Here is a 26,032-nt window from a genome sequence, read left to right on the forward strand (position 1 = left end):
TTAAGCTTGAAGATCTAGAGTTTTTCCGCCTAGTTCATCGATGCGATCGCTAACTTTTTTAAGTGCCGCATCTATTGTATTTTGACTGATTTGAGGAAGTTCTCCGCCCCACATTTTTTCTGCTTGCTCAAATCCTTTTTTCATACCTTCAAGACCTTTTTTCAATTTTTCAACATCATCGCCACCGCCTTTAATAACAAAATCCGCGATGCGACTGGCTGTATTTTCCACTCCAAAAAAACCATCTTCACTTACAAGTTGTTGAAGTTCATCTGTATTCATATCAAGTGGATTTTTGCCACTGTAGCCCAAGGATGCAAAATCAATATTTTTAAGTATAGATTTCGCAGTATCTAAATTGGCACCATTTAAAAGACTATCTAGTCCAGTTTGGGCATTGCTCGAACCTATTACAGTATTCATTGTTTGCTGTTGAAACTGAACTAGGTAAATTTGTGTAATGCCCTTTCCACCAAGTGCATTTAATTTTTCAAGGGTATTTTTATCTACATCCTTGCTAGAATTAGCACTTTGAACATTTTTGTCTTTTGTGTTTTCCTTAGCATCATCTGCCTTCTTATTGCTAACTTGTGTTTGTGCCATGCTAGCGATATTTGAAAAAGTATTCACTTGCATATTTGCTCCTTTGTGTGAGGCTTTAATTTATATCGACTTTTGACTTAAAAAATTTATAAGGACATTAAATTCCTTATTTTCAAAGGAATTTAATGTTTTATTGTAGATAATAAGTAATTTGCTCTTTATTGAGAATGCGGATAAGATTGCTAGTGCCTTCTACTCCTGCTGGAAAGCCTGCGGTTAGAAGATAGCATTTATCTTCATTCACAAAACCTTTTTCAACACTTGATCTTACAGAGTCTTTTAATAATTCTGTAAGTTCATTACTTTTGTTAACCAAGATCGCAGGATTAACTCCCCAAACTATACTTAAAGAGTTTAAGGTTTTTTCAGAATGTCCTACTGCTATGATTTCTATATTTGGACGATATCTTGCAATCTTAATAGCAGATTTTCCGCTACTTGTTAAAGAAAAAATAGCATCAGCGTTAAGATCTGTTGCAAGATGAGCTGAAGAACGCATGATTTTATCTGTATTGTCTAAATCATTAAAATCATTAAATTTGTTATATGGATAGCGTTTTTCTGTTTCTATTATAGTTTGGCACATTATATCAACAGCATTTGCAGGATCTATACCAACGGCACTTTCTTCACTTAGCATTACTGCATCTGTTCCATCTAAAACAGCATTTGCAACATCTGAAATTTCAGCTCTTGTGGCGGTTTTGCTTTTGGCTAATGAAAAAAGCATTTGAGTCGCAGTAATAACAGGCTTAGAGGCATTGTTTGCTTTTTGTATAATTTCTTTTTGGATATTAGGAACTTTATAATAAGGCACCTCAATACCTAAGTCTCCTCTTGCAACCATTATACCATCGCTAGATTTAATAATCTCATCAATATTTTCTACTGCATCAAATTTTTCAATTTTTGCAAAAATGGATATTTTTGCGTTATTTTGTGCTAAAATTTCACGAACTTCATCAATATCGTGCGCATTTTGTACGAAAGATATTGCTAAAAAATCTACTTCATTTTTTATACCCCAAAGTAAATCATTTTTATCTTTTTGTGTAATAACATCAATATTGATTTTAGTGTTCGGAAAATTAATACCTTTATTTGAGTTTAAAAAACCATCATTTTCTATAATGGTTTCAATTTTTTGATCATCTATGCTTACTACTTTAGCACGAATTGATCCATCGTATAGATAAATATATTCATCAATTTTTAACATATCTAAAATAGATTTTTGATTGATACTGATTTTATAATGATTTTGAGCAATCTTCTCCCCTAAAATTGTTTCACGATAAAAATCAATTCTATCACCCTTTTTTAATTCAAATGGTTCTTTAAGTTCGCCTGTACGAATTTTAGGACCACTAATATCTTGTAAAATTCCAATACGAGTATGCAATTCTTTAGCTACTCTTCTTATGGTATCTAAGTTTTTTTTATGATACTCATGTGTTCCATGAGAAAAGTTTAAACGGAAAACATTTACACCATTGATAATCATTTGGCGTAGAATTTCTTCCTTTTCACTTGCTGGACCTACTGTGGCTACAATTTTTGTTTTTTTAAGCATAGCAAACTCCTTTTGAAATTATTGTAGCTAAAAATAGAAACAAAATGATTACAATAATTCTGAAGAAAATTTATCTTCGTTAAATTCCATTCCTAAGTAATTACATATAAGTTTTGCGTCTCTTTCAGCATTTCCTAAACAACTTGTTGCCCCAGGACTTGGAGTCATATTGAAAATAATACCAGGGGTTTCTGTGATGCTTGCTTCACCTAGCATTAATTCTCCTTTAGTTTTATCAATAACTTGTGGTCTTACGCCTCCAAAACCTTTTGCATAATAAATATCACTTGCTTTAAGACTTGGGACTATTTTTTTGGCATCTTTAACAAATAAGCTTTTATCAATAAAAGGTAGTTCAAAAAGATAATTATAAAAGATGTAATTTCTAATTGTTGCATCTTTAAACATATTAAAAGTTACTTTAAAAACAGTTTTATCAAGTTTTAGTGCTTCAAAAAATTCTGGAACTGATTTTAGACCATGATAACGTTCTAGTTTTGGAATAACAAGTGCGGTAGGTCCAAAGCGAGTGTTCATATCAGCAAGTAAATCAGGATCTCCATGAAGAGCTGCAAATGGAAGTTTAGGATTTTGCACCATATAAACCTTACCGTTTAAAAGTTTTTGTTTGGTTAAATAAAAACTTCCTGCAACAGGCCAACAAGACTTATCCATACCTAAGTTCATTTTATGTGCTAAATATAAAGAGTGTGCCCCAGCATTGACAACTACGCTTTTGGCATGGTATTCTTGATGATTTGAGGTTTTTAATATAAAAATATCTTCCTTTTTTTCTATGTGAATAATTTCTTGATTAAAGGCAACAAAAGTATTTTTATTTTGTTTTTGCGCTTGTTCTATTAGATTTATACTCATTTTCCCAAAATCTACAGTTGTAAAAACCTCGCCGCTTTCAACACCCATGGCACAGATATTTTCAGGTCTATCTTGATTGCAATCTTCTCCTAAAACAACCTTGGGTTCAATTTGTTTGATTTTTGCTTTATCGAAAAATTTTATATAAGGATAAAGTTCTTTAAATTCTTCATAGCGTTTTTTCATATAATCACATTCTATATCTCCAACAGCTAGGGCCATTTTTTGATGAGAAAACATGAAATTATTTTGCGCATTTTGCATGAGTCCATATTTAACTATCATATCAGCTGTTCTTTTTACTTTTCGCGCTTTTTCTAAAGTATAATTGGTTTCAATATCTCCACAATGAATGGTTTGAGAATTACTCGTTCCCTTAGAATTTAATGTTGCAGCTGTATTATATTTTTCTATCAAAGCAATATTTTTAATATTTGTATATCTTGCAAGCTCGTAAAATAATGCTGCTCCTGAAATTCCAGCTCCGATGACAAGCACATCAAATTCTTGTTGGCTCATTGTTTTTCCTTTTTTTATTTTAATAAACTTTTTTCTAAATAGAAGTTTAATTGAATTTGTTTTACAAAAAGTTAAATTTCATTAAGGTTTGATATCAATGAGAATTTTTGTAACATTTTTAATAAAGTAAATTGGGATTTTCTTTTATAATCTTTTTCATTCCTCGAAAGATTAAAAGTTTATCATAAATTGCGTGATCGAAAAAATTTGCTAAAAATTGTCCATCTCCACCAGTGAAATAAAGCTTTTTATTTTGAGTGGCATCTTTTATCAGTAGGTAAATTCCTTTAAAAACACCATAACTTAAAGCATCCATGGTTTTTTGTGGGAATGCATCAAGACTAACTTGAGTGTTAAATTCACTTTTTAATCGTGGTGAAATATGGCTATAAATTTTTTTATAATTTGCAATACCTGGCAAGATAAAACCACCAAGATGTATAGAATTAGAAATAATATCAATTGTAATAGCACTACCTGCATCTACAACAACTCCATCTTCAATAGTATAACAAGCTGCTATGCGATCGATTCCTAATCCTTGATAAATTGTGTCAAATAAAAAATAAGGTTCAAGATTGATAAAATTTTTTTGATTTTTTAAATGTTCTTTGAGATGTTCATTGACATTGATATAAAAAATTTTTTGTTCATTTTTAAATTCTAAAAACTGATCTATACTAAGAGTAAAATATTTGTTATCATCTAGGAAATTAGCATTTGAATTCCCAATGTCACAGAGCAGCATAGATATTAAATCCTTTCATTTCTAGATGATTTTTTGCTTTAGAGCAAAGAGAAGCCATGCTAAAAAAATATTTGTTATTTATGTTAATTTGCTGTGCTAGATTTTCTAAAAATAAGGCATCTTTCATTAAAAATTTTGTTTTTCCTGTATACATAAAAAGAATGTTATTTTGATCTTTAGCGCAAATATAACTTTTTTTTCTAGTCAACATACTTAAGTCATAGGGCTTTAAATTTAATTTTAAAGCCTTTATTGTTTGTTCTAAAATTTTTATCATAGCAAATCTAAAATTTTATCTCCGTAGTAAAATTTACCATTCCCCATGAAAGAAATTTTATCAACAGCTTCTGAAAGTTTAAATACTTGCGTATTATCTAAATTTAGATTCATTTTGATAAGATAGCCTGTTTTTTCAAAAATATATAAATAATTATTGTATATATTGCTTTTTACAAAAATAGCAAATTCAAATTTTTTTTCCGCAATTTTTCTTAAGTTATAATCAGTTTTAATAATAGTGCCATCTTTTTCTAGAATAAAAATACTATCATCACTAAGTGCAACATCTTTTATGTCAGCGTCAAGATAAAGAGTTCTAGCAGGGCTTACAACAATGATTTTTTTAGCTGTTGCTGCTATAAGTTTATCTCCGATTACGCTTAGATGGATTACATTGTTGAAAAAATTTTCTGCTGAAATAACCACATCTTTAATGACTTGAAGATTGTTTCTTGAAAGAATTAAAATTTTGCCATCCAGTGTTGGATATACGATGATATTGTCTAAAAATATAGGATTAGCGGTACGACTATCTTGAGCTGGAGCTGAGGTTAGGGTTTGAGTGAATTTAATACCCAAAGAACGATTTGCAAGAACTATAGTATTGTTTGCAAGTACAAGGGCTAAATCATCTCCATTAGAAGCTACTCCTACAACACTAGCGTCAAATTGAAAATTATAAATTTCATTATAAGAATTGTCAAAAATTTTTAAATTTCCATTATTATCTGCAGTAAAATATTCCCCATCTTGATAAGCTAGAAGCATATAATTTTTAGGAAGTTTAAACTTGTCTATGGAGATATTATTTTTTAAGATAGCTGTATTATTGCTAAGTTTTGCAGAAACTAGATTCCAATCAACAATTTTACTTTTTAAATTGCTATTATGACTTAAATCTCCATCGGTTTGTTTTGGTTCAAAATATTGTCTTTTGGTGCCACAAGCACATAGAAATATTAAACAAAATAGTGTTAAAAATATTTTTTTCATTGTGTAATGCCTTGATAATGTTTGAGGTTTTTAGCTATTTGATTTAAACTTGAATTTTCTTTTATCTGAGAAAGTAAAACATTAGCTTCTTCGATTTTATTTTGCTCTAAAAGTTTGTAAGCTTCTAATAATTTATCATAATTTTTTAAAAATATCGATTTATCTCCTAAAGATAATGCGATAATATTTTTAAGTAAAGTGTTTGTTTGAGCATTATTATAAATTTGTTTTAGTTCATTTTGGAGAGTTGTATTATTGAAATCATTAATATTTTCTTTTAGTAAAAAGATAGCGTAAAGATTGGTATTTTTATTTTTAAGTTGTTCTAAAAGATTTTTATTGCTAGGATCTTGTATTAGATTGGCATAAATTTCATTTGCTTCTTTTGTTTTATAATCGTTTATTTTTGAGATTATAAAATTTCCAGCAAACCAAGCAACTAAAATTATCACAACAGCAGATATGTAAAATTTATACTTGCGTATAAATCTCTCTCCTTTGATAAAATTTTCTATAAATTGTTCTTCTGTGTTAAGTTCGTTTTTAACAACTTTTAAATTATCTTTTAGTCCCAAAATTTATCCTTGAAAAAAATATTTTTATTTTTGTATAGAAAAATTATGATATTGTATCATATAAATTGCAAAATATCCTAAACAATTTAAAGCTTTTTATGATATAATTTTCAAAATTTTAACTTTTTTATTAAGGTTTAAGAAATGCAAATAGATGAGAAATTATTAAGCAAGCTTGAAAAATTAAGTGCTTTACAAATAATAAAAAACAGAAATGAAACCATTGCACAGTTAAGTGAAATTGTGAATTTTGTTGAAAAGTTAAACGAACTTGATTTAAACTCCCAAGAGATTACTGTGAGTACTATAAAAGGTGGAGCTCCTTTGAGGATTGATGAGATAAGAAATAGCAATGTTATTGATGAGGTTTTAGATTGTGCTCCAAAAAAACAAGAACATTTTTTTGTTGTTCCTAAAATCATAGAATGATTAACTTAGCATTTAGTGCTTATTTGTAGAATAAATTTAAAACAAAAAATCAGAGAGTGTATTGAAATGAATTTTTATTGGTTTGATGCTTTTATTTTAGGATTTACCTTGCTTTTAGGGCTTAAGGGTATTATCAATGGTTTGATAAAAGAAATTTTTGGACTTTTGGGTATTATTGGTGGTGTTTTTATTGCTTCAAAATATGCAACTCAAGCAGCTGAATTTATACAAAGTACTTTTTATAAGATAGAAAATCAAAGCTTAGCTGGATTTGCTGGATTTTTAGCCATATTAATTATTTTTTGGATAGTTTGTTTATTGGTGGGTAATTTTCTTTCTAAGTTGATTAAATTAAGTGGCTTAGGTTTTTTAGATCGTATTGGTGGCTTTATATTTGGCGGAGCAAAAATCTTTTTAATTTTTGCAATTTTGGTTTTTTGTGTAGCAAGAATCGATTTTTTAAATGACAAATTAGGTAATTTTGCTAAAAATAGCTATACTTTAAATTTGCTTAAAGAAACGGGATCTTTTATTATGAATCAACCTTTAGCAGAAAATAGTCTAGATCATGCTAGTGAAAAGTTGCAAGATATTGTAAGTGATTTAAACAATACTCAAAAAGGGGAGTGATATGCTGATAGAAAATGTGGAATATGATGTTTTACTTGAGAGATTTAAAAAAATATTAAGACAAGGCGGACTTAAATATACCAAGCAAAGAGAAGTGCTTTTAAAAACCCTTTATCACAGTGATACTCATTACACGCCCGAAAGTTTATATATGGAAATCAAACAAGCTGAACCTGATTTAAATGTAGGAATTGCAACTGTTTATCGTACTTTAAATTTGCTTGAAGAAGCAGAAATGGTAACTTCCATTTCTTTTGGTTCAGCAGGTAAAAAATATGAGCTTGCCAATAAACCTCATCATGATCATATGATATGTAAAAATTGCGGAAAAATTATAGAGTTCGAAAATCCTATTATAGAAAGACAGCAAGCCTTGATTGCAAAAGAACATGGTTTTAAACTTACAGGGCATTTGATGCAGCTTTATGGTGTTTGTGGCGATTGTAATAATCAAAAAGCAAAGGTAAAAATATAAATGTTTGATAATATTTTAGAGCAGCAAAGAATAGAAAAAGCTAAAGAGTTAAAAAAATTAGGGATTAATCCTTATCCTCATTTTTTAGAAAAAGAAATGTCTTTAAAGACTTTTAAGGATAAATTTTCTTATATTTTAGAGCAAATTGAAAAAAGAGATGAAAGTGTCAATGCTGTTGTTGCAGGACGTTTGAAACTTTTGCGTATAGCTGGGAAATCGATTTTTGCAAACATTGAAGATGAGGATACAAATTTACAAATTTATTTTAGTAGAGATAGCGTAGGTGAAGAACTTTATACGATTTTAAAAAAGAATTTAGAGGTGGGTGATATTGTTTTGGTTAAAGGTTTTCCTTTTGTAACTAAAACAGGTGAGTTTAGTTTGCATGCAAGCAAAGTAAAACTCGCTACAAAAGCTATTGTTCCTTTACCTGAAAAATATCATGGATTAACAGATATTGAGCAAAGATATCGCAAACGTTATGTTGATATGATAATGAATGCAGAAGTTAGAAAAGATTTTTTAGTGCGTTCTAAAGTGGTGAGTTTGATTCGTCATTTTTTTGAAAATAAAGGCTTTTTAGAAGTAGAAACTCCTATGATGCATCCGATTGCAGGTGGAGCAAACGCTAAGCCTTTTATAACTTTTCATAATTCTTTAGGTGTAGAAAGATTTTTAAGAATTGCTCCAGAACTTTATCTTAAAAGACTTATAGTGGGTGGTTTTGAGGCGGTTTTTGAAATCAATCGTTGTTTTAGAAACGAAGGTATGGATTTAACTCATAATCCCGAATTTACAACTATAGAATTTTATTGGGCTTATCATAATTATAAAGATTTAATGGATTTAACTGAAGAACTTTTTGCTTTACTTTTGGATAAACTTAATTTAGGAAAAACAATAGAATTTGATGGAAAAATGATAGATTTTTCCAAACCTTTTGAAAGAATAACCTATAAAGATGCACTTTGTAAGTATGGTGGTTTAGATAGGGATTTAATCGAAGATAAGGAAAAAATTCTTACTAAATTAAAAGCAGATGGTTTTGAAGCGAATGAAAAGCTTGAACTTGGACATTTACAAGCTGAACTTTTTGACAATTATGTGGAAGAAAAATTGATCAATCCTACTTTTGTGATTGATTTTCCTATTTCCATAAGTCCTTTATCAAGACGTAGTGATGAGGATTCTCAGATTGCTGAGAGATTTGAGTTGTTTATTTGTGGAAGAGAATTGGCAAATGGTTTTAATGAGCTTAATGATCCTCTTGATCAATATGAGAGATTTTTAAAACAAATTGAAGCTAAAAATGCAGGCGATGAAGAGGCTTGTGAAATGGATGAAGATTTTGTAAATGCTTTGGGTTATGGAATGCCCCCAACGGCAGGGCAGGGCATAGGCATAGATAGACTTGTTATGCTTTTGACAAACAAAAAATCTATTCGAGATGTGATATTGTTTCCTGCAATGCGTCCATTAAAATCAGAACTAAAGGAGAAGGAATGAGTTTAGAAATGTTTGATAAAGAAATTTTTGATTTAACAAACAAAGAGTTAGAGCGTCAATGTGAAGGTCTTGAAATGATAGCGAGTGAAAATTTCACTTTACCTGAAGTAATGGAAGTTATGGGAAGTATCTTGACAAATAAATACGCAGAAGGTTATCCGAGTAAAAGATATTATGGTGGTTGTGAATTTGTTGATGAGATTGAAACTCTAGCCATTGAAAGATGTAAAAAACTTTTTAATTGCAAATTTGCTAATGTTCAGCCTAATTCGGGTTCTCAAGCTAATCAAGGTGTTTATGCGGCTTTGATTAATCCAGGTGATAAAATTTTAGGAATGGATTTAAGTCATGGTGGACATTTAACTCATGGCGCAAAAGTAAGTTCTTCAGGTAAAATGTACGAAAGTTGTTTTTACGGTGTAGAACTTGATGGAAGAATTGATTATGAAAAAGTAAGAGAAATTGCTAAAAAAGAAAAGCCAAAACTTATAGTTTGTGGAGCTAGTGCTTATGCAAGAGTGATTGATTTTGCTAAATTTAGAGAAATTGCCGATGAAATAGGTGCTTATCTTTTTGCTGACATAGCTCATATTGCAGGCCTTGTTGTAGCAGGGGAGCATCCAAGTCCTTTTCCGCACGCTCATGTAGTAAGCTCAACTACACATAAAACTTTGCGTGGTCCAAGAGGTGGTATTATTATGACAAATGATGAAGAGCTTGCTAAAAAAATTAATTCTGCGATTTTTCCAGGTATTCAAGGTGGTCCTTTGATGCATGTAATTGCTGCAAAAGCAGTAGGATTTAAATTTAATCTTAGCGATGAGTGGAAAGTTTATGCAAAACAAGTAAGAACCAATGCTCAGGTTTTAGCTAATGTTTTAATGGATAGAAAATTTAAACTTGTTAGCGATGGAACAGATAATCACCTTGTTTTAATGAGTTTTTTAGATCGTGAATTTAGTGGAAAAGATGCAGATTTAGCTCTTGGAAATGCAGGTATTACTGCAAATAAAAATACCGTTCCAGGAGAGATTAGAAGTCCTTTTATCACAAGTGGATTAAGACTTGGAACTCCAGCCCTTACTGCCAGAGGTTTTAAAGAAAAAGAAATGGAAACTGTGTCAAATTATATTGCAGATATTTTAGATGATATTAATAATGAAAAATTACAAGAGAATATTAAACAAGAATTAAAAAAACTTGCAAGTAATTTTATTATTTATGAAAGGGCTATGTTTTGATTACACCAATGGATATGTCGCTAATTAAAATAATTGGCGATCATTATTATATAAGACGCGATAAAATTGTAAATAAAACTACACATAGAGGTCGCTTATTTTTTGATAAATTTGAAAGAGTTGATGCTCCTTTAAATTTAAATGTCATGAGAGAACACGCTGCTAAAAAAATTGTTGTCGCTCATGATTTAATAACAAAAGATAATAAAGTAGAAAATATTGTCTTTGATTATAATGGTTTTAATGCTGAAAGATTTTATCACCGTGCACAACTTATTTTAAGAGAAGAAGGTTTTATAAATTTCACAGCCTATAAGACTAAAACTCCAGGACATTTACATCTTTATATTCACAAAGGACACACGGCGTTAAACGAAGGTTATTCTTTAGCGTCTAAACTTTCAATGATGTTTGCAAGTAAAATGCCAGTAGAATGGAAGGTGTTTCCTAGTATGGATGTACCTAGGGAATTTAATATTTTAATATTGCCTTATGAGGTTTATCAAAAAGAACGAGGAAGTTCTTGGTCTAAGCACATGTAAGAAAGGACAAATTATGGAAAATCAAAAAAATGAATTTGATGATATTATTTTAGAAAAAAGTAATAAAAGTGAAAAAGTAAAAAAAATTCTTTTACGAGTTATTGCTTTAGTTATTTTGTTTTTAGCTATCATGATAGTTATGAAACTTATTAATGGTAGTGGTGATGAAAATACGCAAAATCAAAGTGTATTACCAAGTGAACCTATAGCAACTCAAGACAATAACAATGATACTTCTTTTGAAAGTATGCCAATTACAGATAATACTTCAGCAGAAGATCAATTTGAGGCATTAAGAAAACAATTTCAAGATGAACAAAATACAACTCAAAATACAACAACCTCTAGTTCAAATAACAATGATACTACAAATTTTGCTATGCCTGATCAAGAAGTTCCAGCAGAACCAACAGCAACTACTTCAGAAAATACCACTCCGCAAGCAAGTGCTCCCAAACAAGAAGTAAAACAAACTGCAAAACCTAAAGAAGAAGTAAAAAAACAAACAGAAAGCACAAAACAAACTCCTAAAAAAGAACAAAATGCAAATGATTTATTTAAAAATGTTGATGCTAAACCTGTACATCCAAGTGGTTTAGCATCGGGTATTTATGTGCAAATTTTCTCAGTAAGTAATTTGGATCAAAAATCAAAAGAACTTGCTTCTGTAAAACAAAAAGGTTATGATTATAAACTTTATAAAACTACAGTTGGAGGTAAAGAAATTACTAAGGTTTTAATAGGACCATTTGAAAAGGCAAATATTGCAGTAGAACTTGCTAAAATCCGTAAGGATATTGCAAAAGATGCTTTTTCTTTTACTTTAAAATGAAATTTTTAGCAGTTATAGGCGATCCTATTTCTCACTCTAAATCGCCTAGAATGCATAATAATGCTATTAAAGCCTTAGGGCTTGATAGTATTTATACACGCTATCATTTAAGAAATGCTAACTGTTTAAGAGAAGATTTTTTTAAATTAGGACTTAGTGGAGCTAATATTACTTTGCCTTTTAAGGAAAAAGCTTTAGATATTGCTGATGTGAAGGATGATTTTGCTAGAAATATTGGCTCTGCAAATACTTTATGCTTAAAAGAAGACAAAATTTACGCTTACAATACTGATGCTTTAGGTTTTTTAGAAGCTATTAAGGATTTTGATAATATAAAAAAAGCTTTGATTTTAGGTGCTGGAGGTACAGCTTTGGCACTTGCTTATACATTAAAACAAAAAGGCATAGAGGTGTATATAGCTAATCGCAGCAAAGAAAGATTTAAAGATTTTTTAGCTTATCGAACTTATCTTTATAAAGACTTGCAAGATTTTGATTTTGATTTGGTTATAAATTCAACTTCTGCTGGATTAAAAGATGAAAATTTACCTTGTGATAGGGAGCTTTTAGGTAGAATTTTACCTAAAGCTAAATTTGCTTTTGAGGTAATTTATGGCAGAGAAACACCTTTTTATAGATTGTGTAAAGAGTATCATTTAAAAATTAAAGATGGACTTGATATGCTTTTATGGCAAGGGGTTTTTGCTTTTGAGCTTTTTTTTGAAATACAAGATAAAAGAGAGATGATAAAAAATGCAATGCAACAAGCATTGATTTTAAAGTAGAATGATAGTTATTTTTTTGTATGAGAAAATTTAATTTTCTCACAAGTTTTATCATTCAAATATTTCTACCCCATCTTGATTTTTACTTTGATTATTTTGATTTGTTGAAGACGGATTTGTAGGAATATTTTGCGTAGGTGTGTTTTCAATTGTATTATTTTGATTAAAATTTGTTTGAGGTAAGCTTTCTTCAAAGGTAGCATTGCCATCAAAACTATTAAAACTACTGTTTGTATTAGGTATAGTTTTGCCTATGTCTGTTGCTTTTGGAAGATTGTTATAAAGTGTATTTAATGTATTTTTATAAAAAGCTAAAATACTTTTATCAATTTCAAAAGCAGGTTGCTCCAAACCTTTATTGAGTTGAGTTGGTACGGTGGAGATAGTAGTTTTAAACATATTAACCCCATCATCATTTTTAATAGGATAGTTAAGCGCAACTAAAGAATCCAGTTTGGTGCTGCTTGAAAGATTGGTTGAATTTTGTGGATTGTGTGCATCTATAAAATCTATTTTACCTTTAAAATTTATACCTAAATTGGATTTTACATAATCTCCACTCATAAAATTGCTTGTTTTTTGTGCATTTTTTTCTTCTGTATAAATACTGATTGAACTTTTAAGAGTGTAGTCTGGATTAGTAGTAACTATTTTATAGCCTTTTAGTTGAGCGATGGTTTTGATCTGCTCTTCTAAATTTTGTTTTAAAAGATCAATTTCTTTTTCTATGCGAATTTTAAGCACTGAATTTTCAAAATAATCAGAATAATTGTTATTTTGTTCTATATTAATAGGCTCAAGAGCAATGCTTACTCCAGAATCAATAGGTTCAACCTTTGTTGGAACTTGGGGTTTAAAATTTGGCATAGAAACATTGACAAAATTACTACTTGTGCCTCCACAAGCTGCTAAAATTAACATACTGCTAGCAAGTAAAATATATTTTTTCATTTTTTACCTTTATTTAATGTGTTTGTGTTAATTATAGCAAGTTAAAGTTTTTTTGTTATATTTTTATAAAAGAAAATTAGGAAAGATATATGGAATTTTGGCAGCATATTTATTCAAATTTTAATGTTATAGCTTTTAGCATCTTTGGTTTAAAGGTGCATTGGTATGGCATTATGTATGTTATAGCTTTGCTTTTAGCTTTGCTTTTAGCTAAATTTTTTGTAAGAAAATTTCAACTAGACATTAATGAAAAACATTTGGATAGTTATTTTATATGGGTTGAAATAGGGGTTATTTTAGGTGCAAGACTTGGATATATTTTGATTTATGATGCAAATACTATGTATTATATTACTCATCCTTGGCAAATTTTTAATCCTTATATTAATGGTGAATTTGTAGGTATTCGAGGTATGAGTTATCATGGAGCAATTATAGGATTTTTGATAGCTACTTTATTGTTTTGTAAAAAATATAAAACAAATCCTTGGATTTTTCTTGATTTGGTTGCTTTAAGTGTTCCATTGGCTTATGTTTTTGGTCGTATAGGAAATTTTTTAAATCAAGAGCTTTTTGGTCGCATTACAAATGTGCCTTGGGGAATTTATGTTGATGGAGTATTGCGCCATCCATCGCAACTTTATGAAGCATTTTTAGAAGGTATTGTTGTTTTTATTATAGTTTATTTAGCAAGATTTAAGCAAAGTTTTCAAGGGGAATTGATTCTTGTGTATGCTGGTGCTTATTCATTGGCAAGATTTATATGTGAATTTTATCGCGAGCCTGATTTTGGTATAGGTTTTGTTTTATGGGGTATGAGTATGGGGCAAATTTTAAGTTTTATAATGTTTATAACAACTTTGTTAGTTTATATTTGTATAAAGTTTAAAAAAGTAAATATTTAATCTATCTTAAAGACTTTTGTAATATAATGAAATGGATTTTTTTAATTTCTTTTTACAAAGGAGTAAAGATGCGTGAGCTTATCGAAGGTTATTTGGGTAAGAGCATTGAGGGCAAAAAAAGTAAAATGCCTGCGAAATTAGACTTTATCCAAAGTGCCTCAGGGCTTTTTTTAGGTCTTTTTATGTGGGTGCATATGCTTTTTGTTTCTACAATTTTAGTCAGTGAGGATTTTTTTAATTCTGTGGTACATTTTTTAGAATTAAAATTTGTTTACGATAATCCTGTTATGAGTTATCTTACTTCATTTTTAGCCGCCTGTGTTTTAGTGGTTTTTTTCGTTCATGCTTTACTTGCAATGAGAAAATTTCCTATTAATTACCGTCAGTATCAAATACTAAGAACACACAGTAAAAAAATGAATCACAGCGATACTTCGTTATGGTGGGTTCAAGCTTTTACAGGTTTTATTATGTTTTTCTTAGGTTCTGCTCATCTTATTTTTATTGTAACCAATGCAGATAAAATCAGCGGCGATATGTCAGGAGATAGGGTTGTAAGTCATTTTATGTGGCTTTTTTATGCTGTTCTTTTAGTCTGTGTTGAACTTCATGGAAGCATAGGGCTTTATAGACTTTGTGTTAAATGGGGTTGGTTTGAAGGAAAAAATGTAAAAGAAAGTCGTAAAAAGCTTAAAACTGCTAAATGGATAATCAGTATTTTCTTCCTAGTTTTAGGTGTGTTAAGTCTTGCAGCATTTATAAAAATAGGTTATGAAAACTACCAAAATCAAACCCAAACTACTGCGATGATAAAAAACTACAATGGAGCAAATTATGAATATACAATATAGTGATGCTTTAGTAATAGGCGGAGGATTAGCAGGTCTTAGAGCGGCTATTGAAGTAGCAAAGAGTGGCCAAAGTGTAACACTTTTAAGTATTTGTCCAGTGAAGCGTTCTCACTCTGCAGCGGTGCAAGGAGGTATGCAGGCAAGCTTAGCAAATGGGGCAAAAGGTGAGGGTGATAATGAAGATCTTCACTTCGCAGATACAGTAAAAGGAAGTGATTGGGGCTGTGATCAAGAAGTAGCAAGAATGTTTGCTCAAACTGCACCAAAAGCAGTGCGTGAACTTGCGGCTTGGGGTGTGCCTTGGACTAGAGTTACTAAAGGTCCAAGAACTGTTGTAATCAATGCACAAAAAACTGTGATTGAAGAAAAAGAAGAAGCGCACGGGCTTATTAATGCTAGAGATTTTGGTGGAACTAAAAAATGGAGAACTTGCTATATCGCAGATGCAACAGGGCATTGTATGCTTTATGGTGTAGCAAATGAAGCTATTAAACATCAAGTAAAAATTATTGATAGAATGGAAGCAGTAAGAATTATCCATGATGGTAAAAAATGCTTAGGTGTGATCGCTAGAGATTTAACTAATGGACAACTTATTGCTTATATTGCAAGAGGAACCATGATAGCAACAGGGGGCTATGGTAGAATTTATAAGCAAACTACAAATGCGGTAATTTGCGAAGGAACGGGCGCAGCCATCGCTCTTGAAACAGGGCTTTGCAGACTTTCAAATATGGAAGCAGTGCAATTTCATCCAACTCCTATTGTACCAAGCGGTATTTTGCTTACCGAAGGTTGTCGTGGTGATGGCGGAATTTTGCGTGATGTGGATGGATATCGTTTTATGCCTGATTATGAACCAGAGAAAAAAGAACTTGCAAGCCGTGATGTGGTAAGTCGTAGAATGATGGAGCATATTCGCAAAGGTAAAGGTGTAAAAAGTCCTTATGGGGATCATTTATGGCTTGATATTTCTATATTGGGTCGTGCTCATGTGGAAAAAAATCTCCGCGATGTACAAGATATTTGCAAAACTTTCAATGGTATTGATCCAGCAGATGAAGGTCCAAAAGGTTGGGCGCCAGTTCTTCCAATGCAGCATTATTCTATGGGTGGAATTAGAACTAAACCAACAGGTGAAAGTCAATGGTTAAACGGACTTTTTGCTTGTGGAGAAGCAGCTTGCTGGGATATGCACGGATTTAATCGTTTAGGTGGAAATTCATGTGCTGAAACTGTTGTAGCAGGTATGATAGTGGGAGATTATTTTGCAGATTATTGTAAAAATAATGGTGAAGTAATTGACACAAATGTAGTAAAAGACTTCTTAACTAAAGAGTATCAATATTTAAAATCTTTAGTAGATAAAGAAGGTAAATATAATGTTTTTGAAATCAAAAACAGAATGAAAGAAATCATGTGGGATAAGGTGGCCATCTTTAGAACAGGTGAAGGTTTGAAAGAAGCAGTAGATGAACTTGAAAAACTTTATAAAGATTCTCAAGACGTTAAAGTACATTGTAAAGAACTTGATTGTGCAAATCCAGAGCTTGAAGAAGCGTATAGAGTGCCAAGAATGTTAAAAATAGCACTTTGTGTAGCTTATGGAGCGCTTTTAAGAACAGAAAGTCGTGGGGCGCATTATAGAGAAGATTATCCAAAAAGAGATGATTTAAATTGGATGAAAAGAACCAATACTTTTTGGGTAGAAGGCGAAACCTTACCACGCATAGAATACGAAGAGCTTGATATTATGAAAATGGAAATTCCACCAGCATTCCGTGGATATGGAGCTAAAGGAAATATTATAGAAAATCCTTTAAGTGAAAAACGCCAAGCTGAAGTGGATGCTATCCGTGAAAAAATGGAAGCTGAAGGCAAAGGTCGTTATGAAATTCAAAACGCTTTAATGCCTTATGAATTGCAAGCTAAATATAAAGCACCAAACCAAAGAATAGGAGTTGATTATGAGTAGAAAATTGACAATAAAGGCATTTAAATATAATCCTTTAAGCAAAATTTCTAAACCACATTTTGTGACTTATGAGCTTGAAGAAACTCCTTTTATGACAGTTTTTGTATGTTTGACTTTGATCCGTGAAAAAATGGATGCGGATCTGAGTTTTGACTTTGTTTGTCGTGCAGGGATTTGCGGATCTTGTGCAATGATGATTAATGGAGTGCCAAAACTTGCTTGTAAAACTTTAACTAAAGATTATCCTGATGGAGTGATAGAGCTTATGCCTATGCCTGCATTTAGACATATTAAAGATTTAAGCGTGAATACAGGCGAGTGGTTTGAAGACATGTGTAAGCGTGTTGAAAGCTGGGTGCATAATGAAAAAGAAACTGATATTTCTAAACTTGAAGAACGCATTGAGCCAGAGGTTGCGGATGAAACTTTTGAACTTGATCGTTGTATAGAGTGTGGAATTTGTGTAGCTTCTTGTGCAACTAAACTTATGCGTCCAAATTTCATAGCTGCTACAGGACTTTTAAGAACAGCTAGATATTTACAAGATCCGCATGACCATAGAAGTGTGGAAGATTTTTATGAATTAGTGGGCGATGATGATGGTGTTTTTGGTTGTATGTCATTGCTTGCTTGTGAAGATAATTGCCCTAAAGAATTACCTTTGCAAAGTAAAATTGCTTATATGAGAAGACAACTTGTGGCTCAAAGAAATAAATAAATCTTTCCCCTTTTTAAGGGGAAGATTATGAAAGAATTATTCCAAAAAATTTGGCAAAATGAACTCCAATTTTTAAATTTTGATGCTAAATTTCAAAATAAAAGCAAACTTGATACGGCCGAGTGTGCGATTATTTTAAGTGTCAATAAAGACAATTATGAAAGATATTTTCTCTTAAAAGAATTTCAAGAGCTTTGCAAAAAAATTGATTTAAGAGTGGATATTTTTAGTATACAAAATGCTCAAATTTGTATTTTAAATCTTTTTAAATCAGGTTTTATTTCAAAGCAAGATTTGCTTAAGGCTCTAAAAATTTTAGAAAAAATTTCAAAAAATACCGAAATGCTTGATTTTATTTCACAAGAAAAAGTTCAAAGTATAGATCAAAAAGCTTTATTTCAAAATGATTTTAAAGAATTAAACACCATTAATTTAGAGCTTCAAAAGCTAAGTTTTGATGAAAATTTAAAATCAAGACTTCAAAAAACTTTGGAAAAATTTCAAAATTTAGAGTTTAATATAGCCATCACTGGCGTGATGAATGCAGGAAAATCAAGCCTTTTAAATGCTCTTTTAAAAGAAGATTTTTTAGGGGTTTCAAACATACCTGAAACAGCTAATTTAACAGTATTAAGTTATGGTAAGAGTGAAGAAGCAAAGATATATTTTTGGGATAAAAAAGAATGGCAAAATATACTTGAAAGTTCGCACTTTAATGCAGATTTAAAAGAATTTATTGATAAGCTGGATAAGAGTGTAAATATAGAGGATTTTATCAAAGATAAACCTTTAATACAAAATATCGCACTTTGTGAGCTTAAAAATTTCAGTTCAGCTAAAAATAAAATTTCAGCTTTAATTAAAAAAATAGAAATTAAAAGTCATTTAGATTTTTTAAAAAATAATATTTCTATAGTTGATACTCCAGGGCTTGATGATGTTGTAGTTCAAAGAGAAATTGTTACAAATGAGTATCTTAGAGAAAGTGATTTTTTAATTCATTTAATGAATGCTTCTCAAAGCTTGACTCAAAAGGATGCGGACTTTTTGGTGCATTGTCTTTTAAACTCAAGGCTGAGTAAGTTTTTAATTGTTTTAACTAAAGCGGATTTGTTAAGCAAAAAGGATTTAGAAGAAGTCATTGTTTATACCAAAGAAAGCTTAAAATCAAGACTTGTGGATTTAGATGAAAATTTGGTGGAAAAGATTGATTTTTTATGTGTGAGTGCTAAAATGGCAAGTGATTTTTATAAGGGTTTAGCGCCTAAGGAAAGTTTGCAAAAAAGTGGTATGCAAGAATTTGAAAACTATCTTTTTAACGAGCTTTATGCAGGAGAAAAAAGTAAGATTGCCTTAAGAGCTTACAAAAAAGAATTACATTTAGAGCTCAAAAATATTCTAAGCGAATATGAAATGCAAAATCGTCTTATTAAGGAGAATAAACAAGGTGTAAGTGAAGAAAATCAAAAGCTTTTACTTGAACTTCAAAAGCAAAATACCTTGTTAAAAGAAGCACAAGATGAAATTTCAAATTCCATTGCAAAACTTAAAAATATAGATAGTGGCATAGATAATCTTGTTTTACTTTTGGCTAAAAAATTAAAAGAACGCTTGATAGATGAGTTTAAATATCTGAAAAATAATGCACAAAAGCTTAATCTTTCTCGTATTTTAAATATAGTTGATATTACTACAAAAGATGGAATTAATGATATTTTAAGAGAAATTAAATTTGAAAATATTAAAAAAATCGAGGAGCTTAAAACAAATTTATCTTTAAAATATGATTTTTTAAAAGATGATTTTGATAATGGTTTTGAAGGTTTTAAAGATGGAATTTCAAAAAATATAGATAGTATTTTTCAAAGCGAAAAATTTGCACTTTTAAGATTGAAAATTGAAAAATTAAGCAATCTAAAATCAGATTTATATGAGCTTGAAACGAATTTAGATACGGTTATTTTTGATACTTTTAAAGAATTTAAAATGAGCGAAATTTTAAATTCTTTAAATATCAATGGAGTATTTTTTGAGTTTTTAAATGATAAATTAAAATATTATGAAAAAAATCAAAAATCAAAATTAGAAAGTCTTGAAAAAGTTTTACAGAGTCTGAAAAATCAAGATATTAATATTTTAAATTCTTTTGAAGAAAATTTAGAAAAAATTGAAAAATTAAAACAACTTGAAATGGGGCTTTTAAATGCAGATTAATCTTTTAAATGATTTTATAAAAGCCTATGAAAATACTTATAGTGTGAGTTTTGATGATAGTTTTAAAGGTCGTATTCAAGAGCTTTGTAAGGAACTTAATGAGCCTTTTATGCACGCAAGTTATGCTTTAGAAAATGAATTAAAAGAGCTTGTGTTTTCTTTAGATAAGAATGTTAATATTGCTATTATAGGACAGTTTTCAAGTGGTAAATCAAGTTTGCTAAATTTGATCTTGGGGTGTGATTGTTTGCCTACGGGTGTTGTTCCTGTTACTTTTAAACCTACTTTTTTACGCTATGCAAAAGAATATTTTTTAAGAGTAGAATTTGAAGATGGAAGTGATATTATCACAAATATAGAAAAATTAGCCTTTTATACGGATCAAAGAAATGAAGTAAAACAAGCAAAAAGTTTGCATATTTTTGCACCCATTCCTTTACTTGAAAAAATTACTCTTGTAGATACTCCAGGTTTAAATGCAAATGAAAATGATACTTTAACAACTCTTGATGAGCTTAAAAATATTCATGGGGCGATTTGGTTAAGTTTGATTGATAATGCAGGAAAAAAAAGCGAAGAAGATGCCATAAAAGCAAATTTAGAACTTTTAGGAGAAAATAGCATTTGTGTATTAAATCAAAAAGATAAATTAAATACAGAAGAGCTAGATAATGTTTTAAATTATGCAAAAAGTGTATTTTTAAAATATTTTGATAAGCTTATTGCCATTTCTTGTAAAGAAGCTAAAGATGGGCAAAGCTATGAAAAATCTAATTTTCAATCTTTGCTTGATTTTTTAACTCAGCTAGATACAACAGCTTTAAAAGAAAAATTTGTTAAAAGAAAAATTTTAAATTTATGCGAAATTTTAGAAGATGAAAACCAACTTTTTGTAGGTATTTTTGATCGTTTATTAAATCAATTTCAAAGTTATGAAAAGCATTTACTTTTAGCGTATGAAAATTTTTTAAAAGAGATTGAAATTTTAAACCATCAGATTTTAGAACAGCTTAAAAGCATTAGCGAAAGAATTTCTAGTGAAATTTTTGCAAGTGTTAAGGAAAAAGATGCTTATTTTTACAAAGAAAGCAAAGGATTTTTAAAGAAAGATTTATACACAAGATATGATTATAAAGCGCCTTATATTTCAAGTGACGATGCTTTTTTGGCAATGTTTTATAATTGTGATGTGATGAGTAAAGAGTTTAAAAAAATCAAAAATGAACTTTATAAATCTTTTGAAGAAATCAAGATGAAATTAAAAGACTTTGTAAACATACTTGAGAGAGAAATTTTGCTTTTTAAAGCAGAATTTTCAAACATACAAAAAGATCACATTTTCCAAAGTGATAAAAATTTTAGTGAATTAAGAGCTTTTTGCAATGCAAGTGATGAGTACTTTTTGAAAGATTTTAAAGAGCTTTTATTTAGAAGTATTTTAGAGCTTGATTTATTTTTTGAAAAATTAAATCTTAAGGCTTTTACAAATTATGAAAATGCTACGAAACTAAGCCTTGCATTTTTTAGTCGTAAAATCAATGAAAGCCGTGTTCTTTATGAGCTTGATAGTTCTGAATTTGTACTTTTTTATCCCAAAAAAAGTGAAATTTATGAAAGAGTTTTAAATGAATTAAATGTTTATGAGTTTGAAGCTTTGCTTATTAATAAGCCTATTTTGACAAAAATTGCAAAAAATTTTTTAGAACAAATTCAAAATTTAATCCAAGAAAAAAATAAATTTTTAGATCTTAAAAAAGCAGAACTTCAAAAAAGAAGAGCACAGATTTTAAATGTTAGAGAAAATATAAAGGAAGATTAATGAGAATATTTTTAGCTTTATTTTTATTTTTTAATTCATTATTTGCATTAAGTGAATTAGAAGAGGGTTTAAAACTTTACGAGGCAAATAAATTTGATAAAGCTTATGAAATTTTTAAGAATCTTTGTGAAAAAGATATTTCTAAAGCTTGTTTTTCTTTAGCTTTTATGCATGAGAGTGCTAAGGGTGTGAGCAAAGATTTAAATCAAGCTTATAAATTTTATGATAAAGCTTGTAAATTAGGTTTAGCAAATGCGTGTTCTAATATGGCTTTGCTTTTGCAAAATCAAGGTTATAAAAATGAAGCTCTTTTGGCTTTTAATAAAGCTTGTGCTTTAGGAGAATCGTTAAGTTGTAATAATATAGCTTTATTTTATGAAAAAGAAAAAGATGGACAAATGGCCTCAAGTTTTTATAAAAGATCTTGTGATTTAAAAAATGCAAGAGCTTGTTATCAGTTAGGATCTTTATATGATAAAGGAGAACTTGTTAAGGCAAGTGTAAAATCTGCCCTTGCTTTTTATTCTAAATCTTGCACTTTAGGTTTTGGTGAGGCTTGTTATTTGTTAGGACGCTATAATCAACTAGAAAAACAAGATCTAACAAAGGCAAAAAGATATTTTGGCATGGCTTGTGATCAAAAACATCAAGAAGCTTGCGCAGCTTATAAAGAACTTAATTCTAAAGATATAGAGCTTTATTAAAAGTTCTATTTTCATTACTTTCAAAGATATACTTAAATAAAATTAAGAATAACACAAAATTTATCGCTTTTTAAAGTTAAATTTATATTAATAGGACTAATATAGTCTTGTTTAAATTATTATCAAGGAGAAGTAATGCAAGACAATATTATTGATCGCAGAAGCTTTTTTAAACTAGGGCTTCTAGGTGGTTCTGTAGTAGCAGCTAGCACTATAGGTGGCGGTGCTGTTTTAAAGGCAGCAGAACTTACGCATTCGCATCAAGCTTCACAAGGGAAATCAAATAAAGTTAGAGGTAGAATGTTTTTTCAAACTCAAACTGAATTTGATACCTTAAGTGCAGCCTGTGAAAGAATTTATCCTAAAGATGAGCAAGGAGAAGGAGCTATAGGTTTAGGCGTGCCTTATTTTATCGATAATCAGCTAGCTAGTGCTTATGGTTATAATGATAGAGAATATATGCAAGGGCCTTTCATGGAGGGTAAAGCTGAACAAGGCTATCAAACTCCTATGCAACGCAAAGATATTTTTTTAGAAGGCGTGCATGCTCTTGAAGAAAATGCTCAAAAGCGTTATAAAAAATCTTTTTCTTTGCTTAAAGGTGGAGATCAGGATAAAATTTTAAGCGATTTTGAAAAAGGAAAAATTCAAACTACAGGTTTTAAATCTTCTTATTTTTTCACACTTTTAAGAGATATGACAGTAGCTGGAGTTTTAGCTGATCCAATTTATGGCGGAAATGATAATAAAAATGGTTGGAGAATGATGCAATATCCAGGCGCACAAATGAGCTATGTGGATAAAATTGCAAGTGATGAATTTTTTAACATTGAACCTATGGGTTTAGCAGATATGGAGAGTTAAAATGGCTGAAGTATTAAAAAAAGTAGATGTGGTAACAGTTGGAGCAGGATGGACTGGAGGTATAGTGGCTGCAGAGCTTACTAAAGCAGGTTTGAATGTACTTAGTTTAGAACGCGGACATATGCAAAGTACTGAAAATTTTAATTTTATCCATGATGAGTGGAGATATGGGATTAATTATGGTTTGATGCAAGATTGCTCGAAAGACACTGTGACTTTTCGCCATGATCCTAGTGGTTTAGCCTTGCCTTATCGTAAAATGGGTTCGTTTTTATTGGGTAATAATGTTGGCGGTGCAGGGGTGCATTGGAATGGTTGGACTTTTAGGTTTATGCCTTATGACTTTGAAATTCAAACCCTAAGCAAACAAAGATATGGTAATAAATTAGGTAATGATTATACCTTGCAAGATTGGGGTGTGACTTATAAGGATATGGAGCCTTATTATGATAAATTTGAAAAAACCTGTGGGGTATCAGGTGAGCCAAATCCTTTAGCAGAAAAAATGGGAGCTTTTAGATCTAGTCCTTATCCACAAGAACCTCTTGAAAATACTAAAATGCTTAAACGATTTGAAAGTGCAGCAAAAAGTTCAAATTTACACACTTATCGTTTGCCAGCTTCAAATTCTAAAGGTGGCTATACAAACCCTGATGGTCAAGATTTAGCTCCTTGTCAATACTGTGCGTATTGTGAACGCTTTGGTTGTGAGTATGGCGCAAAAGCAAGTCCTTTAAACACAGTAATTCCAAAGGCTATGAGCACAGGTAAATACACCATACGCACTTATAGCAATGTAACGCAAATTCTTAAAAAAGATGGAAAAGTAACAGGGGTAAAATTTGTCGATACTAGAACGATGAAAGAGTATATCCAGCCTGCTGATATAGTTGTGCTTACAAGTTATATGTTTAACAATGCTAAGCTTTTAATGGTAAGCAACATAGGTGAGCAATACGATCCAAAAACAGGTAAAGGAACTTTAGGTAGAAATTATTGTTACCAAATGAATATGGGTACAACAGCTTTCTTTGATGAGCAATTTAACACCTTCATGGGTTCAGGTGCTTTAGGAACTACGAGTGATGATTTTAACGGAGATAATTTTGATCATTCTAAGGAAAAATTCCTTCATGGAGCTATGATTTATAGCGTTCAGCTTGGAACTCGCCCTATACAATCAGCCCCACTTCCAGCAGGAGCTCCAACTTGGGGTGCTGAATTTAAAAAAGCATTAAACTATAATTTCACAAGAGCTATTACCGTAGCAGGACAAGGTGCTTCTTTGCCTCATAAGAATAATTATTTAAGTCTTGATCCAACTTATAAAGATGCTTTTGGTATGCCACTTTTACGCTTAACTTATAATTTCACCGATCAAGATAGAGCTTTGCATAAATTTATTACAGATAAAACAGCTGAGGTAGCAAAAAGAATGCAAGGAGTAAAATCAATCAAAAAAGGTGCTTATCTTAAGGATTATAGCGTTGTGCCTTATCAATCTACTCATAACACAGGTGGAACAACCATGGGCGCAGATAGAGAAACTAGTGTGGTTAATACTTATTTACAACACTGGGATGCGGATAATCTTTTTGTTGTAGGAGCAGGAAATTTCCAACACAATAGTGGATATAATCCAACTGATACTGTGGGAGCTTTGGCTTATCGCTGTGCTGAAGGTATTTTAAAATATCATAAAAGTGGAAAAAGCTTAGCTTGATAATAACTTGAGAGTTTTTGAAAACTCTCAAGATTATAAATTTTTAATTTTTTTCCGATATAGTATATAATATCAAGGAAGGCAAAAATGATTAATGGTGTAAATTTAAATTATAATTATAACACTTCAAATTTTAAGCAAGATAAAAATATTGATTTTAAAATCAACAAACACGGAGTAGCCGTTATAACAGGAGAAGGTGCTTTGCCTTATCGTGGAAAAAAATTTGAGTATAATCCTAAAATATTCGGACTTGATGAAAGTATTAGCAAAAAAGATATGCAAGAATTTAACAACTTTATGAAGTCAAATGCTTTAAAAGACCCCAATAAAATAGAAAAATCCCCTTTAAAAGATTTTAATCCTGCTTATACAAAATGGGACCCAACTACGGAGAAAATGATGTTAGGTTTTTTTGTTTCTTATTCTAAGATGTTTCATTTGGGCTACGACATCATCAAAAAAGCCGATGAATTTTATAAAGAATTTGACGCACTTATAAGTAAAGATTTAAGCTTAAATGAGTTTAAAACTAAATACATAGATTTTAAGCAAAGACACGATGAATTTGTGAAAGAATACGAAATGGCTATGGGTGATAAAATGTTACTTGTTAATAATAATGATAACACGAACAATAAAAAATCTGTGCTTAAAAACGATGATGATTATTTTAATTCCGTGATAAAAAAATTTAATTTC

Annotated in this window: 26 protein-coding genes; 18 read left to right on the top strand and 8 right to left on the bottom strand. The window is 30.4% G+C overall.

What is annotated here, in order from left to right; genetic code table 11:
* The 7 genes from ELQ12_RS04050 to ELQ12_RS04080 form a co-directional block, all read right to left on the bottom strand.
* Complete coding sequence (locus ELQ12_RS04050) at window positions 1-636, bottom strand: hypothetical protein (RefSeq protein ID WP_070233639.1); 636 nt, start codon at window positions 634-636, stop codon at window positions 1-3.
* Window positions 637-733: 97 nt separating this feature from the next.
* A complete protein-coding gene (pyk, locus tag ELQ12_RS04055; protein ID WP_070261169.1) occupies window positions 734-2,176 on the bottom strand; it encodes a pyruvate kinase in 1,443 nt (480 codons plus the stop codon).
* Window positions 2,177-2,224: 48 nt separating this feature from the next.
* Window positions 2,225-3,571 carry an FAD-dependent oxidoreductase gene (locus ELQ12_RS04060; protein ID WP_070261168.1) on the bottom strand — a complete coding sequence of 449 codons (1,347 nt, stop codon included), beginning with the start codon at window positions 3,569-3,571 and terminating at the stop codon, window positions 2,225-2,227.
* A 118-nt stretch (window positions 3,572-3,689) separates the two neighbouring features.
* On the bottom strand, window positions 3,690-4,319 hold the full coding sequence (locus ELQ12_RS04065) for a type III pantothenate kinase (RefSeq protein ID WP_002870796.1): 630 nt from the start codon (window positions 4,317-4,319) through the stop codon (window positions 3,690-3,692).
* Window positions 4,306-4,596: a hypothetical protein gene (locus ELQ12_RS04070; protein ID WP_002854689.1), complete on the bottom strand. Its 291-nt coding sequence runs from the start codon at window positions 4,594-4,596 to the stop codon at window positions 4,306-4,308. The genes ELQ12_RS04065 and ELQ12_RS04070 overlap by 14 nt, the downstream gene beginning before the upstream one ends.
* Entirely contained in the window at window positions 4,593-5,591 is a 999-nt protein-coding gene (locus ELQ12_RS04075; RefSeq protein ID WP_002870797.1) for a hypothetical protein, read from the bottom strand. Before ELQ12_RS04075 ends, ELQ12_RS04070 begins: the two co-directional genes overlap by 4 nt.
* Entirely contained in the window at window positions 5,588-6,166 is a 579-nt protein-coding gene (locus ELQ12_RS04080; protein ID WP_002870798.1) for a hypothetical protein, read from the bottom strand. Before ELQ12_RS04080 ends, ELQ12_RS04075 begins: the two co-directional genes overlap by 4 nt.
* A 144-nt stretch (window positions 6,167-6,310) precedes the next feature.
* Between ELQ12_RS04080 and gatC the strand changes: the two genes are divergently transcribed.
* The 8 genes from gatC to ELQ12_RS04120 all read left to right on the top strand — a co-directional run bounded on the left by gatC (window position 6,311) and on the right by ELQ12_RS04120 (window position 12,606).
* Window positions 6,311-6,595, top strand: coding sequence for an Asp-tRNA(Asn)/Glu-tRNA(Gln) amidotransferase subunit GatC (gatC, locus tag ELQ12_RS04085; RefSeq protein WP_052858558.1), 285 nt, complete (start codon window positions 6,311-6,313; stop codon window positions 6,593-6,595).
* Window positions 6,596-6,661: 66 nt separating this feature from the next.
* Window positions 6,662-7,225 (top strand): CvpA family protein, encoded by a 564-nt coding sequence (locus ELQ12_RS04090; RefSeq protein WP_070261204.1) that lies wholly within the window; start codon window positions 6,662-6,664, stop codon window positions 7,223-7,225.
* 1 nt (window position 7,226) lies between these two features.
* Window positions 7,227-7,700 carry a Fur family transcriptional regulator gene (locus ELQ12_RS04095; RefSeq protein WP_002854230.1) on the top strand — a complete coding sequence of 158 codons (474 nt, stop codon included), beginning with the start codon at window positions 7,227-7,229 and terminating at the stop codon, window positions 7,698-7,700.
* Window positions 7,701-9,206: a lysine--tRNA ligase gene (lysS, locus tag ELQ12_RS04100; RefSeq protein WP_070243268.1), complete on the top strand. Its 1,506-nt coding sequence runs from the start codon at window positions 7,701-7,703 to the stop codon at window positions 9,204-9,206.
* Window positions 9,203-10,447 (top strand): serine hydroxymethyltransferase, encoded by a 1,245-nt coding sequence (locus tag ELQ12_RS04105; RefSeq protein WP_070261167.1) that lies wholly within the window; start codon window positions 9,203-9,205, stop codon window positions 10,445-10,447. The genes lysS and ELQ12_RS04105 overlap by 4 nt, the downstream gene beginning before the upstream one ends.
* Window positions 10,444-10,989, top strand: a complete 546-nt coding sequence (locus ELQ12_RS04110; RefSeq protein ID WP_070261166.1) for a DUF1882 domain-containing protein — start codon at window positions 10,444-10,446, stop codon at window positions 10,987-10,989. Before ELQ12_RS04105 ends, ELQ12_RS04110 begins: the two co-directional genes overlap by 4 nt.
* Before the next feature lie 13 nt (window positions 10,990-11,002).
* Window positions 11,003-11,821, top strand: a complete 819-nt coding sequence (locus tag ELQ12_RS04115; RefSeq protein WP_070261165.1) for an SPOR domain-containing protein — start codon at window positions 11,003-11,005, stop codon at window positions 11,819-11,821.
* Window positions 11,818-12,606: a shikimate dehydrogenase gene (locus tag ELQ12_RS04120; RefSeq protein WP_002870805.1), complete on the top strand. Its 789-nt coding sequence runs from the start codon at window positions 11,818-11,820 to the stop codon at window positions 12,604-12,606. Before ELQ12_RS04115 ends, ELQ12_RS04120 begins: the two co-directional genes overlap by 4 nt.
* A 51-nt stretch (window positions 12,607-12,657) precedes the next feature.
* Here ELQ12_RS04120 and ELQ12_RS04125 read toward each other — a convergent pair whose 3' ends face one another.
* Window positions 12,658-13,557 carry a membrane lipoprotein lipid attachment site-containing protein gene (locus ELQ12_RS04125; protein ID WP_052858564.1) on the bottom strand — a complete coding sequence of 300 codons (900 nt, stop codon included), beginning with the start codon at window positions 13,555-13,557 and terminating at the stop codon, window positions 12,658-12,660.
* Window positions 13,558-13,646: 89 nt separating this feature from the next.
* On the opposite strand from ELQ12_RS04125, the gene lgt reads away from it, so the two are divergent.
* The 10 genes from lgt to ELQ12_RS04175 all read left to right on the top strand — a co-directional run.
* Window positions 13,647-14,462, top strand: a complete 816-nt coding sequence (gene lgt, locus ELQ12_RS04130; protein ID WP_002861158.1) for a prolipoprotein diacylglyceryl transferase — start codon at window positions 13,647-13,649, stop codon at window positions 14,460-14,462.
* Between the two features lie 68 nt (window positions 14,463-14,530).
* Window positions 14,531-15,313, top strand: a complete 783-nt coding sequence (locus ELQ12_RS04135; protein ID WP_002854660.1) for a fumarate reductase cytochrome b subunit — start codon at window positions 14,531-14,533, stop codon at window positions 15,311-15,313.
* Complete coding sequence (locus tag ELQ12_RS04140; protein ID WP_002861159.1) at window positions 15,297-17,288, top strand: fumarate reductase flavoprotein subunit; 1,992 nt, start codon at window positions 15,297-15,299, stop codon at window positions 17,286-17,288. Before ELQ12_RS04135 ends, ELQ12_RS04140 begins: the two co-directional genes overlap by 17 nt.
* Window positions 17,281-18,006 (top strand): fumarate reductase iron-sulfur subunit, encoded by a 726-nt coding sequence (locus tag ELQ12_RS04145; RefSeq protein WP_002854302.1) that lies wholly within the window; start codon window positions 17,281-17,283, stop codon window positions 18,004-18,006. Before ELQ12_RS04140 ends, ELQ12_RS04145 begins: the two co-directional genes overlap by 8 nt.
* A gap of 27 nt (window positions 18,007-18,033) precedes the next feature.
* Window positions 18,034-20,220: a dynamin family protein gene (locus tag ELQ12_RS04150; protein ID WP_070261164.1), complete on the top strand. Its 2,187-nt coding sequence runs from the start codon at window positions 18,034-18,036 to the stop codon at window positions 20,218-20,220.
* Window positions 20,210-22,039, top strand: a complete 1,830-nt coding sequence (locus tag ELQ12_RS04155; RefSeq protein ID WP_052949566.1) for a dynamin family protein — start codon at window positions 20,210-20,212, stop codon at window positions 22,037-22,039. The genes ELQ12_RS04150 and ELQ12_RS04155 overlap by 11 nt, the downstream gene beginning before the upstream one ends.
* The gene (locus ELQ12_RS04160) at window positions 22,039-22,743 is read left to right on the top strand and encodes a tetratricopeptide repeat protein (protein ID WP_002870809.1); all 705 of its coding nucleotides are present in this window, start codon (window positions 22,039-22,041) and stop codon (window positions 22,741-22,743) included. The genes ELQ12_RS04155 and ELQ12_RS04160 overlap by 1 nt, the downstream gene beginning before the upstream one ends.
* Window positions 22,744-22,878: 135 nt before the next feature.
* A complete protein-coding gene (locus ELQ12_RS04165) occupies window positions 22,879-23,607 on the top strand; it encodes a gluconate 2-dehydrogenase subunit 3 family protein (RefSeq protein WP_002870810.1) in 729 nt (242 codons plus the stop codon).
* A gap of 1 nt (window position 23,608) precedes the next feature.
* Entirely contained in the window at window positions 23,609-25,330 is a 1,722-nt protein-coding gene (locus tag ELQ12_RS04170; protein ID WP_070210148.1) for a GMC family oxidoreductase, read from the top strand.
* An 87-nt stretch (window positions 25,331-25,417) separates the two neighbouring features.
* The coding region (locus ELQ12_RS04175; protein ID WP_243834122.1) for a hypothetical protein at window positions 25,418-26,032 on the top strand (615 nt) is incomplete at its 3' end.

This window comes from Campylobacter sp. US25a (assembly GCF_004379075.1).
Lineage (GTDB): Bacteria > Campylobacterota > Campylobacteria > Campylobacterales > Campylobacteraceae > Campylobacter_D > Campylobacter_D jejuni.

Excerpts from the sequence above, each read along its gene's own strand:
- ELQ12_RS04050 (WP_070233639.1), bottom strand. The coding sequence starts at position 636 with ATGCAAGTGAATACTTTTTCAAATATCGCTAGCATGGCACAAACACAA.
- pyk (WP_070261169.1), bottom strand. The coding sequence starts at position 2,176 with ATGCTTAAAAAAACAAAAATTGTAGCCACAGTAGGTCCAGCAAGTGAA.
- ELQ12_RS04060 (WP_070261168.1), bottom strand. The coding sequence starts at position 3,571 with ATGAGCCAACAAGAATTTGATGTGCTTGTCATCGGAGCTGGAATTTCA.
- ELQ12_RS04065 (WP_002870796.1), bottom strand. The coding sequence starts at position 4,319 with ATGCTGCTCTGTGACATTGGGAATTCAAATGCTAATTTCCTAGATGAT.
- ELQ12_RS04070 (WP_002854689.1), bottom strand. The coding sequence starts at position 4,596 with ATGATAAAAATTTTAGAACAAACAATAAAGGCTTTAAAATTAAATTTA.
- ELQ12_RS04075 (WP_002870797.1), bottom strand. The coding sequence starts at position 5,591 with ATGAAAAAAATATTTTTAACACTATTTTGTTTAATATTTCTATGTGCT.
- gatC (WP_052858558.1), top strand. The coding sequence starts at position 6,311 with ATGCAAATAGATGAGAAATTATTAAGCAAGCTTGAAAAATTAAGTGCT.
- ELQ12_RS04090 (WP_070261204.1), top strand. The coding sequence starts at position 6,662 with ATGAATTTTTATTGGTTTGATGCTTTTATTTTAGGATTTACCTTGCTT.
- ELQ12_RS04095 (WP_002854230.1), top strand. The coding sequence starts at position 7,227 with ATGCTGATAGAAAATGTGGAATATGATGTTTTACTTGAGAGATTTAAA.
- lysS (WP_070243268.1), top strand. The coding sequence starts at position 7,701 with ATGTTTGATAATATTTTAGAGCAGCAAAGAATAGAAAAAGCTAAAGAG.
- ELQ12_RS04105 (WP_070261167.1), top strand. The coding sequence starts at position 9,203 with ATGAGTTTAGAAATGTTTGATAAAGAAATTTTTGATTTAACAAACAAA.
- ELQ12_RS04115 (WP_070261165.1), top strand. The coding sequence starts at position 11,003 with ATGGAAAATCAAAAAAATGAATTTGATGATATTATTTTAGAAAAAAGT.
- ELQ12_RS04120 (WP_002870805.1), top strand. The coding sequence starts at position 11,818 with ATGAAATTTTTAGCAGTTATAGGCGATCCTATTTCTCACTCTAAATCG.
- ELQ12_RS04125 (WP_052858564.1), bottom strand. The coding sequence starts at position 13,557 with ATGAAAAAATATATTTTACTTGCTAGCAGTATGTTAATTTTAGCAGCT.
- lgt (WP_002861158.1), top strand. The coding sequence starts at position 13,647 with ATGGAATTTTGGCAGCATATTTATTCAAATTTTAATGTTATAGCTTTT.
- ELQ12_RS04135 (WP_002854660.1), top strand. The coding sequence starts at position 14,531 with ATGCGTGAGCTTATCGAAGGTTATTTGGGTAAGAGCATTGAGGGCAAA.
- ELQ12_RS04140 (WP_002861159.1), top strand. The coding sequence starts at position 15,297 with ATGAATATACAATATAGTGATGCTTTAGTAATAGGCGGAGGATTAGCA.
- ELQ12_RS04145 (WP_002854302.1), top strand. The coding sequence starts at position 17,281 with ATGAGTAGAAAATTGACAATAAAGGCATTTAAATATAATCCTTTAAGC.
- ELQ12_RS04150 (WP_070261164.1), top strand. The coding sequence starts at position 18,034 with ATGAAAGAATTATTCCAAAAAATTTGGCAAAATGAACTCCAATTTTTA.
- ELQ12_RS04155 (WP_052949566.1), top strand. The coding sequence starts at position 20,210 with ATGCAGATTAATCTTTTAAATGATTTTATAAAAGCCTATGAAAATACT.
- ELQ12_RS04160 (WP_002870809.1), top strand. The coding sequence starts at position 22,039 with ATGAGAATATTTTTAGCTTTATTTTTATTTTTTAATTCATTATTTGCA.
- ELQ12_RS04165 (WP_002870810.1), top strand. The coding sequence starts at position 22,879 with ATGCAAGACAATATTATTGATCGCAGAAGCTTTTTTAAACTAGGGCTT.
- ELQ12_RS04170 (WP_070210148.1), top strand. The coding sequence starts at position 23,609 with ATGGCTGAAGTATTAAAAAAAGTAGATGTGGTAACAGTTGGAGCAGGA.